The sequence below is a fragment of the Erythrobacter sp. SG61-1L genome (genome assembly GCF_001305965.1).
Lineage (GTDB): Bacteria > Pseudomonadota > Alphaproteobacteria > Sphingomonadales > Sphingomonadaceae > Andeanibacterium.
In genome coordinates this window covers 3,344,285-3,359,912 of the sequence record NZ_JXQC01000003.1, presented here as the reverse complement: position 1 = coordinate 3,359,912, position 15,628 = coordinate 3,344,285, and the positions used below count along the sequence as shown (strand labels likewise).

The 15,628-nt window shown below is 64.0% G+C and carries 18 protein-coding genes; 7 read left to right on the top strand and 11 right to left on the bottom strand.

Going from position 1 to position 15,628, the window contains the following annotated elements; all coding sequences use genetic code 11:
* Nucleotides 1–97: 97 nt before the first annotated feature.
* The 3 genes from SZ64_RS16435 to SZ64_RS18360 all read right to left on the bottom strand — a co-directional run bounded on the left by SZ64_RS16435 (nt 98) and on the right by SZ64_RS18360 (nt 3,669).
* The gene (locus SZ64_RS16435) at nt 98–964 is read right to left on the bottom strand and encodes a helix-turn-helix domain-containing protein (RefSeq protein WP_054531806.1); all 867 of its coding nucleotides are present in this window, start codon (nt 962–964) and stop codon (nt 98–100) included.
* A gap of 174 nt (nt 965–1,138) precedes the next feature.
* On the bottom strand, nt 1,139–3,409 hold the full coding sequence (ptsP, locus tag SZ64_RS16430; protein WP_054531805.1) for a phosphoenolpyruvate--protein phosphotransferase: 2,271 nt from the start codon (nt 3,407–3,409) through the stop codon (nt 1,139–1,141).
* 104 nt (nt 3,410–3,513) lie between these two features.
* Nucleotides 3,514–3,669, bottom strand: a complete 156-nt coding sequence (locus SZ64_RS18360) for a DUF465 domain-containing protein (RefSeq protein ID WP_082384646.1) — start codon at nt 3,667–3,669, stop codon at nt 3,514–3,516.
* Between the two features lie 186 nt (nt 3,670–3,855).
* On the opposite strand from SZ64_RS18360, the gene SZ64_RS16425 reads away from it, so the two are divergent.
* Together SZ64_RS16425 and SZ64_RS16420 are read left to right on the top strand one after the other, a co-directional pair.
* A complete protein-coding gene (locus SZ64_RS16425; protein WP_054532323.1) occupies nt 3,856–4,053 on the top strand; it encodes a DUF465 domain-containing protein in 198 nt (65 codons plus the stop codon).
* A gap of 129 nt (nt 4,054–4,182) precedes the next feature.
* Nucleotides 4,183–4,650, top strand: coding sequence for a DUF1465 family protein (locus tag SZ64_RS16420; RefSeq protein WP_054531804.1), 468 nt, complete (start codon nt 4,183–4,185; stop codon nt 4,648–4,650).
* Nucleotides 4,651–4,701: 51 nt separating this feature from the next.
* On the opposite strand, the gene SZ64_RS16415 is transcribed toward SZ64_RS16420, so the two are convergent.
* Together SZ64_RS16415 and glpK are read right to left on the bottom strand one after the other, a co-directional pair.
* Entirely contained in the window at nt 4,702–5,268 is a 567-nt protein-coding gene (locus SZ64_RS16415; RefSeq protein WP_054531803.1) for a hypothetical protein, read from the bottom strand.
* 65 nt (nt 5,269–5,333) lie between these two features.
* Complete coding sequence (gene glpK / locus SZ64_RS16410; RefSeq protein ID WP_054531802.1) at nt 5,334–6,821, bottom strand: glycerol kinase GlpK; 1,488 nt, start codon at nt 6,819–6,821, stop codon at nt 5,334–5,336.
* A 34-nt stretch (nt 6,822–6,855) separates the two neighbouring features.
* On the opposite strand from glpK, the gene SZ64_RS16405 reads away from it, so the two are divergent.
* From SZ64_RS16405 to SZ64_RS16390, 4 genes are read left to right on the top strand one after another with little or no spacing between them, the layout of a single operon-like run.
* Nucleotides 6,856–7,728, top strand: coding sequence for an MBL fold metallo-hydrolase (locus SZ64_RS16405; protein WP_054532322.1), 873 nt, complete (start codon nt 6,856–6,858; stop codon nt 7,726–7,728).
* A gap of 40 nt (nt 7,729–7,768) precedes the next feature.
* Nucleotides 7,769–8,761, top strand: coding sequence for a quinolinate synthase NadA (nadA, locus tag SZ64_RS16400; protein WP_054531801.1), 993 nt, complete (start codon nt 7,769–7,771; stop codon nt 8,759–8,761).
* 42 nt (nt 8,762–8,803) lie between these two features.
* Entirely contained in the window at nt 8,804–10,087 is a 1,284-nt protein-coding gene (locus SZ64_RS16395) for a DUF2254 domain-containing protein (protein ID WP_054531800.1), read from the top strand.
* A 47-nt stretch (nt 10,088–10,134) separates the two neighbouring features.
* Nucleotides 10,135–11,046, top strand: coding sequence for a CoA ester lyase (locus tag SZ64_RS16390; RefSeq protein WP_054531799.1), 912 nt, complete (start codon nt 10,135–10,137; stop codon nt 11,044–11,046).
* Between the two features lie 3 nt (nt 11,047–11,049).
* On the opposite strand, the gene SZ64_RS16385 is transcribed toward SZ64_RS16390, so the two are convergent.
* Nucleotides 11,050–11,352 carry a hypothetical protein gene (locus SZ64_RS16385; protein ID WP_054531798.1) on the bottom strand — a complete coding sequence of 101 codons (303 nt, stop codon included), beginning with the start codon at nt 11,350–11,352 and terminating at the stop codon, nt 11,050–11,052.
* The gene (lipB, locus tag SZ64_RS16380; protein ID WP_054531797.1) at nt 11,349–12,026 is read right to left on the bottom strand and encodes a lipoyl(octanoyl) transferase LipB; all 678 of its coding nucleotides are present in this window, start codon (nt 12,024–12,026) and stop codon (nt 11,349–11,351) included. The genes SZ64_RS16385 and lipB overlap by 4 nt, the downstream gene beginning before the upstream one ends.
* A gap of 64 nt (nt 12,027–12,090) precedes the next feature.
* Here lipB and SZ64_RS16375 point away from each other — a divergent pair, with 64 nt between their 5' ends.
* Nucleotides 12,091–12,939 (top strand): hypothetical protein, encoded by an 849-nt coding sequence (locus SZ64_RS16375; protein ID WP_054531796.1) that lies wholly within the window; start codon nt 12,091–12,093, stop codon nt 12,937–12,939.
* Between the two features lie 49 nt (nt 12,940–12,988).
* On the opposite strand, the gene SZ64_RS16370 is transcribed toward SZ64_RS16375, so the two are convergent.
* From SZ64_RS16370 to SZ64_RS16355, 4 genes are all read right to left on the bottom strand, one after another.
* Entirely contained in the window at nt 12,989–13,624 is a 636-nt protein-coding gene (locus SZ64_RS16370) for a methyltransferase domain-containing protein (RefSeq protein WP_054531795.1), read from the bottom strand.
* Nucleotides 13,625–13,778: 154 nt separating this feature from the next.
* The gene (locus SZ64_RS16365; protein ID WP_054531794.1) at nt 13,779–14,123 is read right to left on the bottom strand and encodes an ArsC/Spx/MgsR family protein; all 345 of its coding nucleotides are present in this window, start codon (nt 14,121–14,123) and stop codon (nt 13,779–13,781) included.
* 5 nt (nt 14,124–14,128) lie between these two features.
* Complete coding sequence (locus tag SZ64_RS16360) at nt 14,129–14,680, bottom strand: (2Fe-2S)-binding protein (protein ID WP_054531793.1); 552 nt, start codon at nt 14,678–14,680, stop codon at nt 14,129–14,131.
* Nucleotides 14,681–14,720: 40 nt separating this feature from the next.
* Nucleotides 14,721–15,476 (bottom strand): class II aldolase/adducin family protein, encoded by a 756-nt coding sequence (locus tag SZ64_RS16355; protein ID WP_054531792.1) that lies wholly within the window; start codon nt 15,474–15,476, stop codon nt 14,721–14,723.
* Nucleotides 15,477–15,628: the final 152 nt, after the last annotated feature.

The following is a 15,628-nucleotide window of genomic DNA, read 5'->3' as shown; positions in this document are numbered from 1 at the left end:
CTTGCGACTTAACGCCAAACCGGGGCTGAACGATCCCCAAAATCATACACGGAGGACTGTGCCAAGCCGCGAATCGCTTGTCGAGTTAACCAAGACGCTAAGCTGTGGGAGATGCCGCCGGAACGGGCGAAGAAATAGGGGGCGAAGCGGTTGCCGAGGCTGCACCAGTACTCTCCACTGCACCCGGCGCCTGCCGGGCAAGCAGCGCTGCGGCGGAAACCGGCACGTCCTTCATGATTTCCTGTTTGTCGGACAGAGGCGGCACCGGCCGGCCACCCACGGTTATAGCCAGCGCATCAGGCCGCGCGGTCCACACAAGCGGCCCCTGTGCATCGGCAGGCACGACATAGGTCTCTCCGGTGGCCATTTCCTTTTGCAGCAGTTGGCCGCCCTGCGCGTCATAGAATTTGACCCACACGCCTTCTTCCAACGCGGTAAACACCACTGGCCCTTCGGTTGCCGGGGCAGCCGGCGGGGCGGCGGCCTGCACCGGGGCTTCCACCGCAAGCTTCTGATCCGTCAGCCAGGGCAGAGACCCGCTGGGCGAGACGAAGCCGGTCCAGACAAACCAGATCAGTCCCGCGAACACGGCGATGGCCACAATGGCCGAAATCCATGCCAGCGCGCGCGAGGGCACGCGGGCCGGATCGCCCGGCTCGAACGTGTGTGGACGCGTCTCGCGCGGGGCCATGGCAGAAAGTTCCGCGCGAACTTCGCGGGCGATGGCATCGTCATTCAGCCCTACCAGCCGGGCATAAGTGCGCGAAAAGCCCACCGCGTAAGTGCGGCCCGGTAATTCGTCGAACTCGTTAGCCTCGATCTGCGACAGGTGACGCACGGTGATACGCGATTCAGCCGAAAGCTGCTCCACGCTCATGCCCCTTGCCTCGCGTGCCGCACGCAGCCGTTCGCCAATGCTCATGGGGAGCAGTTGGGGCTGCTCGCTCATTTCTTCTTCTACCATCCGTGCTCCGGTTGGGGTGCCGTTCAAAGGACATTGCTGGGAGGGCAGTTCGCGACGACCCGTTTCGGGACAAAAACGGGCGCCGCCCCCGCAAGTCAAGCGCCGCGAGCGGCATGGGAGAAAAGGCGCGACGGGCCGAACCCCTGATGCGACGGATTCAACCGCCGCTGACCCTCAGTCCAGCTCGATCCCGCGTTCACCCGCCCAATCTTCCAACGCCTTGCGCAGGCTGGGCGGTGGAGAGGTGAGCCAGCCATTCATGGCCTCGCCGATCTCCTCCAGATCGACCTTGCGCACCAGTTCCTTGATCGGACCGACACCGGCCGGGGTGATCGACAGACGACGGATACCCACGCCCAGCAGCGCAAGGGCCTCCAGACGGCGCCCGCCCATCTCACCGCAAACGGTCACGTCCACCGGATGACCGGCCGTAGCCACCACGACCCGGCGGATGAAGCGCAGGATCGCCGGGCTTACCCAGTCATAGCGCTCCGCCAGCTTGGGATTCGCGCGATCCGCCGCAAACAGGAACTGGGTGAGGTCGTTCGTGCCGATCGACAGGAAGGAGATGTGCGGCATCAAAATGTCGAGCTGTTCGGCAAGAGCTGGCACTTCCAGCATCACGCCATAGCGGATTTCGTTGGGCAGCTTGCGCTTCTGCTTCTTGAGGAAGGCGAGCTGGCCTTCAAAGACAGCACGCGCCTCTTCGAATTCCCACGGTTCGGAAACCATGGGGAACATCACGTTCAGCGTATGACCGGCGGATGCTTCCAGAAGGGCGCGGGCCTGCGATTTCAGAAGGCCTTCGCGTTCCAGCGCCAGGCGCAGCGCGCGCCAGCCCATGGCCGGATTCTCGTCATTCTCGGAATTCTCGCTGCGCAGATAGGGCAGCGACTTGTCGCCGCCGATGTCCACGGTGCGGAACACCACGGGCCGGTCGCCCGCGGCCTCCAGCACATCGCGATAGAGCCGCGTCTGCCGCTCCCGCTGAGGCATGGCGGCTGAGACGAGGAACTGGAACTCCGTGCGGAACAGCCCGATCCCGTCAGCCCCGGTGAGGTTGAGATTGGGCATGTCGTCGCGCAGGCCCGCATTCATCATCACCGTGATGCGCGTGCCGCAACGGCTGAACGGCTCCACCTCGCGCAGCTTGGCATAGGCAGCCTGCCGCTCGCGGTTCTTGGCCGAGCGCATCTCGAAGGCTTCGATCAGGCTGGGCGAGGGCCGCACGGTAACGATCCCGCGATCTGCATCCAGCAGCAGCTGATTGCCTTCGCGGATCAGTGTGCGCGCATTGCGCACCCGGCCCAGCACCGGCACGCCCATGGCCCGGGCCACGATCACCACATGGGCGGTGAGCGAGCCTTCTTCCAGGATCACGCCCTTGAGGCGGCGCTTGTCATATTCCAGCAGTTCGGCCGGGCCGAGATTGCGCGCGATCAGGATGGCATCCTCGCGCAGGCCCATGCTGGCCGCCGTGCCGATCTGGCCGGAAACGATGCGCAGCAGCCGGTTCGCCAGATCTTCCAGATCGTGCATCCGGTCTGCCAGCAGGGCATCGTCGATCTCGCGCATGCGCATGCGGGTACGCTGCTGCACGCGCTCAATCGCGGCTTCCGCCGTCAGGCCGCTGTCGATCGCCTCGTTGATCCGGCGGCTCCAGCCTTCGTCATAGGCGAACATCTTGTAGGTCTCGAGCACGGCCTCATGCTCGCCCCCCACGCCGAATTCGGCCTGGTTCGCCATCTGGTCGATCTGTTCGCGCATCTTGTCGAAGGCGAGATAGACGCGCTGACGTTCGGCCTCGGTATCCTCGGCCACGATGTGTTCGATATTGATGCGCGGCTGGTGGAACACCGCCACACCCGCGCCAAGGCCCTTCACCAGAGTGAGGCCTTCCAGCGTATCGGGTTCGGAAAATGCCGCACCGCTGCCCGCTGCGTCTTCCGCGTCGACCAGCCCGGCATTGTCGATCATTTCGGCCAGCACCATGGCGACCGTCTGCAGAGCCTCGATCTCCACTTCCTCGTAGCGGCGCGGCTCGCCATGCTGGACCGTAAGCACACCCACTGCCCGCTCGCGCCGCACGATGGGCACACCGGCAAAGGAATGGAACTTTTCCTCGCCCGTTTCGGGGCGATACTGGAATTCGGGATGGGCCGTCGCCTGCGCGAGGTTCAGCGTTTCCACATTGGCGGCGATCGTGCCGGTAAGGCCTTCGCCCACGGCCATGCGGGTGACGTGGACCGCGCTCTGGTTCAGGCCTCGAGTAGCGAAGAGCTCGAGCACACCTTCACGCAGAAGGTAGATCGAGCACACTTCGCTATCGAGTGCCTCGCCGATAATATCGACGACCTGGTTCAGCTTGCCCTGCGGGTGCAGGCGCGAAGCCATCACTTCGTGCAACTGGGTGAGGATCGAACGGGCGGCGGCGGCGGCACTCATGCCGAATGCCTAACGCACATTGGCCCTCAAAGGAAATATTTCGCTTCGAATACGTGCGATTCCAACCGCACGCTGTTTCGCCCTCGTCCGGCTGCACGCAGATCTCAGTTGAGCGACATCTCTTCCTTGATCCGCAGCTTCTGCCGCTTGAGGACCTGGAGTGTCGCGACATCCGGCGAAGGCCGGTTCATCTCTTCACGTATGCGGCGCTCTAGTCCCTCATGCTTGGACTGCAGGGCGACGAGGTGAGATGTATCCATAGGGCGTCCTCCTTTCTCTCTCGGGTACCCCGAAAGGACCCGTGAAACGGCGACTCGCCTTGCGAGGCTGAGCCGCGCGATTGTCATCAAACCATAATAGAACTAGATCGGCAAACGGCTGCGGTAACCATAAGGTGCGCAGCCCGTTTGATGCGGTGGGCCGATGGCCAAGGGAGCGTTTGGGAAGTGACCGAAGAGGAGATGCGCAAAAGGCTGACCGCGCTTCGCATCGAACACAGGGATCTTGACGCGGCGATCGACGCGCTGACGGCGTCCGGATCGCCCGATCAGTTGCAGATCGCCCGCCTGAAGAAACGCAAACTGATGCTGAAGGATCAGATCGCGATCTTCGAGGATTACCTCACGCCCGACATCATTGCCTGATTTTCGCGCACCAAATTCCTGTTTCCGCGAAAAAACCGTGCCACTCCGGCACAGTCCCAATTTGGCTCGGGATAAAAGTGTGGAGACTCTGGCCGCGCCAAAGACGCAATAATAGTGAATCTTTCGTCTATGACTGGCCCGACCGACATCAATCCGCACATCGTGGAAGCCCTCTATAACGAGGCTTTGCTTCTCGCAGACGACGTGCGCTGCAGCTTCGACCTGTCAGGCCGGCTCGACGATGCGAGCCAGGATGAAGACATCTCCCGCATTGCCCTTTCGTGCGAAGCTTTGCGCACCACCACGCGCATGATGCACATCATTGCCTGGCTGCTGAACCAGCGCGCCTATTTCGCGGGCGAGATCACCCAATTGCAGCTGCGCCGCCACGGCCGCCTGCCCGCCAAGGCATCGCGTTCCGACCCCGGCCAGATGGCGCTGCTCGGCCCCGACCTGCGCGACCTGATCGGCACGACCGAGCGGCTCTATGCCCGGATCGAACGGCTGGACGCCGCATGGCAGGACAATTTCCGCATGGAACCCAGCGCGATTCACCGCCTGCGCGAACGGATCGGGCATCGTTTGTCGGTGGTTTGATGGATTGGGTGGACGGGTAACTTCGCGCACCCCACTTTCAGAGATCGACTGCTAGCTGACGCTCAGTTCAGTTTTGTCGTGAAGCAGCCATTTGCCACTTGCATTCCGCTTGTAGGTTACAGCCATCGTCGCGCCTGCCAGTGGCCCCGAATATTCACTCACATACAGAAGCGCAGTTGAGCCGTCCTCGCTTATCGCCGGCAGCGACATGGACAGGATTGCCACCGGCCATTCCTTTTTGAGTGTCAGCTCTGCAATCTGTTTATCGTCATGCACGATATTGAAGGCTCGCAACCAGCCCCGCAGGTCGCGGCATTCTTCCACCACACTTCGGTTGCGCAAATCCGCCGCCGCGAGAGTCAAGGCGACCTCCGGGTCGCCCTTGAGCGCCGGGTTGTCGGCCAATATCTGTTCGAGTTTCTGAGGTGCGGGAACCATCGTCCCGTCCCCGTCGCTCACTGCAATCGGACGGCCCTGCTCTTCCCACTCGGCCTTGAAACGCCCGGCGTAGTCCAGTGCAATGTCGCAAGCGGCGACTGTATGTGCGGGCTTTCCGGTGCCATTGGAACAGGCGGAAGGCATCATCGCCATGGTGATGACTAGGGCCAGCGATCTCATAATGGTCCCATTGCCGATCCGCTTCACCACCGCAATTGGCCAGAAAGCCCTGCCAACCCGCCAACTCAAGCCGAGCTGGCCCGCACTGCGGCCAAGGCGCGGCGCCAGCGGGCCAGCCGTTCGGCCCGTTCGGCTTCGTCCATGACAGGGGCAAAGCGCGTCGCACCGCCGCGCATGGCCTGCGCCGCTTCTGCCAGCGAGCCGAACAGACCGGCGCCGACGCCTGCCAGCATCGCCGCGCCCAGTGCCGTCGTCTCGACCATATCCGGACGCTCCACCTCTATGCCCAGCAACCCGGCAATATCCTGCGCCATCCAGTCATTCACGCTCATCCCGCCGTCGATCCGCAATTTGGACCAGGAAGCGCCATCGGCGGCGAAGGCGCTGGCCAGATCGTGGGTCTGGTGCGCCATCGCCTCCAGCGCGGCGCGGGCGATTTCCGCCTTGCCGCTGGCGAAGCTCAGCCCGGTGATGACGCCACGCGCGCCCGGTTCCCACCACGGCGCGCCAAGGCCGGTATGGGCCGGCACGATCACCACGCCGCCGCTATGTTCCACTTGCCGGGCAAGTGCCTCCGTCTCTGCCGCGCTGCCGATCAGGCCGAGGGAATCGCGCAGCCATTTGACCAGACTGCCCGCCACGAACACCGATCCTTCGACTGCATAGGTCCGCTCGCCGCCCAGCTGATACAGCACCGTGCCCAGCAGCCGATTATCCGATCGCGGCAGCGCCCTGCCCGTATTGGAAAGCACGAAAGCCCCCGTGCCGTAAGTCGCCTTGGTGTCGCCGGGGGCAAGGCAGCCTTGCCCGATCGTGGCGGCCTGTTGATCGCCTGCCATGCCGGAAATCGGGATCGGGGCGCCGAACCATTCGGGCAAGGTCTCGCCAAAATTGCCCGCATTGGCCACCACTTCGCCCAGTGCGTTCAGCGGCACGCCAAACAGGTCGCACAGCCCGGCATCCCAACTCGCCCCGGCCAGCGGCAGCAGCAGGGTGCGACTGGCATTGCTGGCATCGGTGATGTGCGCACCGCCGGTCAGCTTGAACACCAGCCAGCTTTCCACTGTGCCCAAGGCCAGCCGCCCGTCCTCGGCCGCAGCGGCCACGGCAGGCTCATGCTCGATCAGCCAGCGCATCTTGGTCGCGGAGAAATAGGGATCGAGCAGCAGGCCGGTTGCCTCCTGAACGAAGGGTTCGTGCCCGGCCATGCGCAGGGCCGCGCAGGTTTCCGCAGTACGCCGGTCCTGCCAGACGAGCGCGCGGGACAGTGGTTCGCCGCTTGTCCGGTCCCACGCCACCACGGTCTCGCGCTGGTTGGTGATGCCGATGGCGGCGATCCGGTCCGCCCCACCCGCCGTTTCCACCATCTCGCGCGCGCAGGCCAGCGTGCGTTCCCAGATTTCGGCCGGATCATGCTCCACCTGCCCGGGGGCGGGATAATATTGCGTCAGCTCGCGCTGGGCCGTGCCGCGCGGCGTGCCATCGGGCGCGAACAGCATCGCGCGGGTGGAAGTCGTCCCCTCGTCCAGCACAAGGATGAAGCGTTCGGTCATGGCAATCCTCTCTCCCCTGCGCCATATGCGGCGCATGCCCCTGCCCCCGCAACCCTGGCCGACCGGCGATGTCGAACAGATCGAGCCTCTGGTGCGCCGTGTGCTCGCGCCCAATGGCTCGCCCTATACCTATACCGGCACGCAGACCTATCTGGTCGGCGCGGATGACACTCTGGCGGTGATCGACCCCGGCCCGGACGATGCGGAGCATCTCGATGCGCTGGAACGGGCGATAGGCGGCGCAAAAGTCACCGCGATCCTGTGCACGCACACCCATCGCGACCATTCGCCCGGTGCAGCCCCGCTAGCCGCCCGCACCGGGGCGGAAATCGTCGGCTGTGCGCCGCTGGTGATCGAAAGTGGGGAACCGCGCGTCGATGCCCCGTTCGACCGCGCCTATGCCCCCCATCGCGTGCTGGCGGACGGGGATCGGGTAAGCGGGCCCGGCTGGACGCTGACGGCCATTGCCACGCCGGGCCATACATCCAACCACCTGTGCTATGCGCTGGAAGAAAGCGGCGCGCTGTTCACGGGCGATCATGTGATGGGCTGGTCCACCAGCGTGGTGGTGCCGCCCGATGGCGACATGGCCGATTACATGGCCAGCCTCGAAAAGCTCTATGAGCGGCAGGATCGCATCTATTACCCCGCCCATGGCCCGGCAGTGGAGAAGCCCCGCCAACTGGTGCGCGGCATGATCGGTCATCGCCGCCAGCGCGAGCGGCAGATCATGAAACTGCTGGACGAAGCGCCCCACCGCGTCACCGAACTGGTACCGCGCATGTATAAGGGCGTGGACGAAAGGCTGTGGACCGCCGCCGGCCAATCGGTACTGGCCCATCTGCTGGAACTGGAACGACAGGGCCGCGTGGCCCGCGATCAGGACATCTGGGCAATCAGCGCGTGAAATCCGCTGACGCCTCGCTATATCGGCCGCAGGAGAAGCCATGACCGCCGAAACGAAACTGCCCGCCGGAGCCGACCTGCTCGAAGAGATCAACCGCCTGCGCAAGGAACGCAAGGCCGTGATCCTGGCTCATTATTACCAGCGCCCCGAAATTCAGGATCTTGCCGATTTCGTGGGCGACAGCCTGGAACTGAGCCGCAAGGCCGCAGCCACCGATGCGGAAGTGATCGCCTTTTGCGGGGTGAAGTTCATGGCCGATACGGCCAAGATCCTCAGCCCCGAAAAGATCGTGATCCTGCCCGACATGGATGCCGGTTGCAGCCTTGAGGATTCCTGTCCGCCGGAAAAGTTCAAGGCCTTCCGCGAGGCGCATCCCGATCACATCGCGCTGACCTACATCAACTGCTCGACCGAGGTGAAGGCGCTCAGCGACATCATCGTCACCTCGTCCAGCGCCGAAACGATCCTTGCGCAGATTCCGCCGGAACAGAAGATCATCTTCGGGCCTGACCGGCATCTTGGCGGCTATCTTAGCCGCAAGTTCAACCGCGAGATGCTGCTATGGCCGGGCGTGTGCATCGTGCACGAAGCCTTCAGCGAGACCGAGTTGCTCAAGCTCAAGGCCCAGCATCCCGACGCGCCGATTGCCGCCCATCCGGAATGCCCGCCCTCGATCATCGACCATGCCGATTACGTCGGTTCGACCAGCGGCATCCTGAAATTCGCGCAGGAATTTTCCGGCGACACGCTGATCGTGGCCACCGAGCCGCACATCATCCACCAGATGCAGAAGGCCCTGCCCGAAAAGAACTTCATCGGCGCCCCCGGCGCGGACGGCAACTGCAACTGCAACATCTGCCCCTACATGGCGCTCAACACACTGGAAAAACTCTACATCGCCCTGCGCGATCTGCAGCCGCGCATCGAGATCGAGGAAGGCCTGCGCCTGAAGGCCAAGGCCAGCCTTGACCGGATGCTGGACATGGCCAGCGGATCGGTTGGCAAGGGGGATCTCGGCCCGAAAGGGAGCTGATCCGGCGATGATCCAGCCACGCCCGACCGGAGACAAGCGGCCATGACCGCGCGCCTCCGCTGGTTCTGGGCGCGGCTGGACGCCAATTACTGGTTCTACCCCGCCCTGTTCGTGGTGGGCGCGGTGCTGCTGGCCATAGTAACCCTGTGGCTGGACCATCACGGGCATGGCGCCTTTGTCGAACGGATCGGCCCGCCGCTCGCGCCCACACCCAACAGCGCACATACGATGCTGCAGATCATTGCCGGCGCCATGCTCGGCGCTGCGGCAACGGTGTTTTCCATCACCATCGCGGCGGTGGCCTATGCAAGCGGTACTTATGGCCCACGCCTGCTGGCCAATTTCCTTGAGGACAAGGGCAACCAGTTCTCGCTCGCCACGCTGATCGGCACGTTTGTCTATGCCCTGTGCGTCCTCAACAGCGTGCGGATGGATGAAAACGGCCAGCCGGGCTTCGTGCCGCAAATCTCGCTGATCGGCGCCTATCTGCTCACGGCCCTGTCAGTGGGGGTGATCGTTTATCTGCTGAACCACATCCCTTCCAGCATCCGGATCAATCACGTGCTGGAAGGCATCGGGCGCCGCCTGCTGGGCGATATTCGCAGCCGCTTTCCCGACGAGGACAAGGGCAGCCCGGTGGATGAAGCCGATGCAGGTGAAAGCCTTTACGCTTCGGGCACAGGATATGTGCAACTGATCGACTTTTCAGGCCTCACGCGCCTCGCCCGCGAAAAGGACTGCACCATCGCATTGGAAGTGCGCACCGGCGATTTCGTGCATCGCGGCAAGGCGCTGGCCCGCATCTGTGGCGGAACGGCAGAAGGCGGGCTTGCGGAAACGCTTGCCAGCCATTTCACGCTCGGCGCCGTGCGTACGCCGGAACAGGACATCCAGTTCCTGTTCGATGAACTGGTTGAGATCGGACTGCGCGCGCTTTCGCCCGGGATCAACGATCCTTTCACAGCCATCACCGCAATGCACTGGCTGGGCGCGGCAACGGCGGAGCTTGGCCAGCGTGACCTGCGCAAGCGCGAGGGTCTGGACGATGGCGTGCGCCGCGTGTTCCCCCTGCCCGACGATTTTGACCATTTCGCCGCGCGCGGTTTTGGCGCGATCAGGGGCGCCGTGGCGACCAGCCCGATTGCCGCGCGCGTCATGCTGGATACACTGGCCGATGCCTGCGGTCCGATCCGCAACGGCGAAAGGCGCGCGATCCTGCACGGCGAGGCTGATGCTCTGATCGAACTGGCCCGCAATGCATTGGCCGGGCCGGACCTTGCAGTGGTGGAAGCGCAATATGCCGCCGCCCGCGCGCGTATGGCCTGACCGGCATGGCTGGCCCACATTCCCAACCCGATCCGGGGAGACATGAAATGGCGCTTCGATCATGGCTGTTCGTACCGGGCGACAGCGAACGCAAGCTGGCCAAGGCGCCTTTGAGCGGGGCCGATGTGGTGATCGTGGACCTTGAGGACGCCGTCGCCCCCGAAGCGAAACCTGCGGCGCGCAGGCTGGCGGCGGAATGGCTGCATGTGCATCGCAGGCAAGTGACCGAAGGGCCAGCGCAAGCCCATTGGGTGCGGATCAATTCGCTGGGCACGGATTGGTGGCGCGGCGATCTGGACGTGGTGCTGGCAGGTGCGCCCGCAGGTATCGTTCTGCCCAAATGCACCGGGCCGGAGCAATTGCGCCAGTTGAGCGCCGAACTCTATGAGTGCGAGCAGCGCCACGGCCTTGCCATCGGCAGCACGCGGATCATGCCGCTGGCGGGCGAGACGCCTGCCGCCGCCCTGTCCATCCCCGCCTATGCAGCTGCCTGCGCCAATGCAGAACTGCCGCGCCTTGCAGGGCTGACCTGGGGCGCGGAAGACCTTTCGACCGCGCTGGACGCCACGCGCAAACGATCAGGCAGCGCCCATCACGGTGCGGGCGAATGGACCGACGCGCTACGCATTGTGCGTGCCCATGTGCTGCTCACCGCCCATGCATCGGGCGTGCTGGCGGTTGACACGCTCTATGCCAACTTCCGCGATCTTGACGGGCTGGCCTCCATCGCCGCCGCTTCGCGCGCGGACGGGTTCTGCGGCATGCTGGCCATTCACCCGGATCAGGTGCCGGTAATCAATGCCGCCTTCAGCGCGAGCGAGGCGGACCTTGCACAGGCCCGGGCCATCGTGGCTGCCTTTGCCGCCAATCCCGGCGCCGCGGCACTGCAACTGGATGGCCGGATGATCGAGCCGCCCCACCTTGCACAGGCGAGGCGCCTGTTGGGGCTGGCTGGCTAAAGCCTATTCGGCCGCGCCGCCATCGGCAGCCGGAACTGCGGGCTGCTGCGCATCCAGCGCAGCCGCATCTTCGGCGGAGGCATCGCTTGCCGCATCGCTCGGCCCGGCGGCCCTCGGGCCTTCCTTCATCAGCGGCGGTTCGGAAGTGACCTTGTCCAGCGGCAGCATCTCGTCGCTGATCGTGCCCTGCAGCACCTGCCCGGACGCGGTGCGCTCATCATCCTGCTTCTTGTCGCCATTGCATGCGGCAAGCAGCAAGGTGGGCATGGCCAGCAGGATCAGGCGGACGGGCTTAACGGCGCTCATGCAGCTTGGTTCTCACTCAGGCCGGCAAGGAATTCGCCAGCGCGGCGCTGCAATGCCCCATCCCATGCCTCCTGCGCAACCGGAACCCCGAGCCTTGCCAGCGAAGTGACCCCATATTCGGATATGCCGCAGGGCACGATGCCGCCGAAATGCGACAGGTTTGGATCAAGGTTCACGGCAAAACCGTGCATCGTCACCCAGCGCCGAACGCGCACGCCGATGGCGCCAATCTTGGCTTCGCTGCCGTCAATGTCGCGCGTCCAGATACCGACACGGTCCGGCACGGCCCATGCTTCCACCCCGAAATCGCCCAGAGTGGCAATCACCCAGCTTTCCAGCCCGTGGACGAAGCGGCGCACATCGCGGCCCCGGCGGGAAAGGTCCAGCAGCACATAACCCACGCGCTGGCCCGGCCCGTGATAAGTGTAGCGCCCGCCGCGCCCCGTCTCCACCACGTCAAAGCGCGGGTCGATCAAGTCGCCCACCGCCGCGCTGGTGCCTGCCGTATAGACGGGCGGGTGTTCGAGCAGCCAGATCAGTTCTGCTGCCTCGCCCGCGGCAATCGCTGCATTGCGCGCCTCCTGTTCGGCCAGCGCATCGCGATAGGGCACGGGCGCTGTCTCGATCCGCCATTCGATCACGCCTTCGTCAGTCCGGGGCAAATTATCCGCCATGCGCGATTGCGTGGGGATAGTTGCCCGGTTTATCAAGAGGCTTGGAGCTTAGAGGGGAATTACGATGCGCTTCGACATGAGCCGCGCCTGGAACGATGCAACGGCCATGATCGCCGCCAATCGCGAAGTCATGCTGATCGTGGCGGGGGTGTTCTTCTTCCTGCCCAGCCTGGCGACTTCGCTGCTGATGCCGCCAGTCGAAAGCACATTCTCGCAGGGGGCGGCACCGTCCGGCAATTTCGAGCAGGCGCTGGCCCAGCTGGAAAGCGAATTGCAGGCTGCCTTCCCGCCCGATGTCATGTTGGCCGTAGTCCTTTCCGCCCTTGCCCAGGCAGTCGGCTTCATCGCCCTGATCGCCCTGCTGCGCGACGACAGCAAACCGACTGTGGGCGAAGCGCTGAAAACCGGGTTGATCGGGCTGCTGCCCTATATCGCATCGCAATTGCTGGCCGGCTTTGCCCTGGCCCTGGCGCTGATCGTGCTGGTTGCCGCTCCAGCCGCCGCGGGCCTCGGCATTGTCTCGGCAATCGCAATGATAGCGGCGCTTCCGGTCATGGCCTATGTGATGATCAAGATCTCGCTCGTCACCCCGGTGATCGCGCTGGAGAAAATGACCAACCCAATCGCCATCCTCAATCGGTCCTGGCAGCTGACCAAGGGCAACAGCTTCCGCCTGCTGGGCTATTATGTCCTGCTGACGGTGGCATTCCTGGTGATTTCCATGGTGATCGGCATCGTCTTCGGCCTGATCACCGCGATGCTGGGCAGTGGCACGGCCTTCCAGCTGGTCAACGGCATCCTGTCCGGCATCGTCGGCGCGGCGGCCACGATGGTGTTTGCCGGTGTGATCGCGGCAGTGCATCGTCAGCTTGCCGGCCCCTCGACCGGAAATCTGGAAGACACTTTCGGCTGAGGAAAGCGCGGCTGAAGGCGGGAAGGCTCTCCCGCCACAGGCCGTGCCCTTATTCGCCTTCGTCCTTCCAGCCCCAGCACAGCTTGCAGGGCGGAACATTCAGCATTTCCCACCCTTCGTCGATGCGGGGGAAATGCTGGGCGGTGTAATTTCGCGCCACATTGCTGAACTGATAGGTGAGGAAAGCGCCGCCCGGGCGGATCACCCGCGCCGTGGCCGCCGCGATGCGCGTGCCTACCCCGTCGGGCAGGGTCGAGAACGGCAGGCCGGAAAGGACGTAATCGGCATGGTCATGCCCATGCGCGCGGACGATTTCCTCCACATCCTCGGCCGAGCCGTGCACCGCCACGAAACGGGAATCCCCGATCGTGCGGCGCAGATAGTCGATGAACATCGGGTTGGTATCGATCACCAGCAGCGTGGCATCGCGCGAAAGGCGATCCAGCACCGGGCGACAGAAGGTGCCGACGCCGGGGCCATATTCCACGAACAGCTTCGTCTGTTCCCAATCCACCGGCTCCAGCATTCTGCGGATGGTGAAGCGCGAGGACGGGATGATCGAACCGACCATCACCGGATGTTCGAGGAAGCCCTGGAAAAAGACGCCCGACGGCCCCAGGAATTCACGAATCTTGCGCTTCAGCTTGGTGGACTTGCGTTCCCCGGTAAGCTCGTATCCTGCCATTTAGGCCCAGCACCTTTGCCGCGGCCCCGTATCGGGGACCAATTCCTGTAACACGGCGTTCGCAAATCCTTCTCCGATTTGCAAGGTTATGCCGCCGCTTGTCGTCAAGCCGTTGTGCATAGCATCCACGAAGCGTTGCCTGACTGCGGCAAGATCAGAGGATTTCCTGAATCTTTTCCGGCGGGCGGCACAGGCGCACGCCCTTTTCGGTTTCCACGATGGGCCGTTCGATCAGCTTGGGATCGGCCGCCATGGCCGCGATCACGGCGGCGGCGTCCGCCTCGGTCAGGCCGCGTTCCTTCGCGTCGGTGCCCTGCAGGCGCAGGCCTTCGCGCGCGGCCATGCCTGCATCGCGATAGAGCTGGGCCAGCTTTTCGGCACTGGGCGGGTTCTTGAGATACTGGATCACATCCACTTCCACGCCGGGCGTGTTCCGGAGCGTTTCCAGCGCCAGCCGCGATTTGCTGCAATTGGGATTGTGCCAGATGGTGGCCTTCATGATCGTCAGTCCTGTTCGCTCGGTTCGGCCCGCATCGCCGGAACGGCGCGAGCGGCATCTTCGGTGCTGATCCCCGGAGCGGGGGCAGCGCTGATCACTTCCTGCCGCATGGCCACGCGTCCGGCGCGCTGGATCGCGCGGACCAGCCGGGGATAGACCCCGCAGCGGCACAGATTGGGCACGGCCCGTTCGATATCTTCCTTCGTGGGCGCGGCATTGCGTTCCAGCAGGGCGGCGGCGGCCATCACCATGCCCGGAGTGCAGAAGCCGCACTGGATCGCCTGTTCCGCCACCAGCGCCTGCTGCACAGGGTGGGACCGATCCCGGCTCAGGCCCTCGATCGTGGTGACATAGCGGCCTTCCGCCTCGGCGATGGTGATAAGGCAGCTGCGCAGCGCCTCCCCATCCACGATGACCATGCAGGCCCCGCAATCGCCCGCGCCGCAGCCGAATTTCGTGCCGGTAAGGTTCGCCGCATCGCGCAGCGCCCACAGCAGCGGCGTTTCCGGATCGATATCGAACTGGACCGGACGGCCATTGACAGTCATGCGCGACATAGCCGCGCCTTACCCTGCCCCGGCCGTCCTCCGCCAGCCCCTATTCGCGCCAGCTGGAATCGATCTGGTCGATCTTGCGCTTCCACGCCTCGAAATCGAGCACACCGAAGCCGGCGGTCAGCATCTTGTCGCGATCCTGCTGGTGAACCTCGATCACTTCGGGCGGCACGCGGATCGGCTTGCCGAGCGACGCCGTCTTCACCTGGATCTCGCAGGCGCGCTGCAGCATGTAATATTTGAGGAACATCTCGGGCAGGCTCTCGCCCATCACCACCGGCCCGTGGTTGCGCAGCATCAGGATGCGGTGATTGCCCAGATTGCGCAGCAGCCTCTCACCTTCTTCGGCACGCACGGTGATGCCTTCGAAATCGTGATAGCCGATCGCCCCTTCGAAGAAGCAGGAATAGAAATTGGTGGGCACCAGCCCATCCTCGCACGAACACACCGCCATCGTATCGGGCGTGTGGGTGTGTACGATGGCATGGGCCCAGGGCAGTTCCTTGTGGAACACCGAATGCTGGGTGAAACCGGCCAGGTTCACCCAATGCGGGCTGCCGTCCAGCTTGTTGCCCTCGCTGTCGATCTTCACGAGGTTGGAGGCAGTGACTTCCGACCACAGCAGCCCGAACGGGTTGATGAGGAAAGCCTCTTCCCCAGGCACGCGCAGGGTGATGTGATTGTAGATCGATTCACACCAGCCCATGTGATCGAAGATGCGATAGCAGGCGGCCAGATCCTGTCGGGCCTTCCATTCCGCCTCGCTGCATTCCGGCTTGTGCTTCAATTGTGTGGCCATGATCCTCTCCATGGATGGCGTCCCGCTCTCTATCGCATGGCGGGCAGTGGTGCCTCAAGGTGCACAGCATGTTGACTTTGTCGCGGCGGATGGCAAGCCATGACCGGCCAATCGCGGGAATCATGCGGCTGTTCAAGACCGCTACCCGCTTC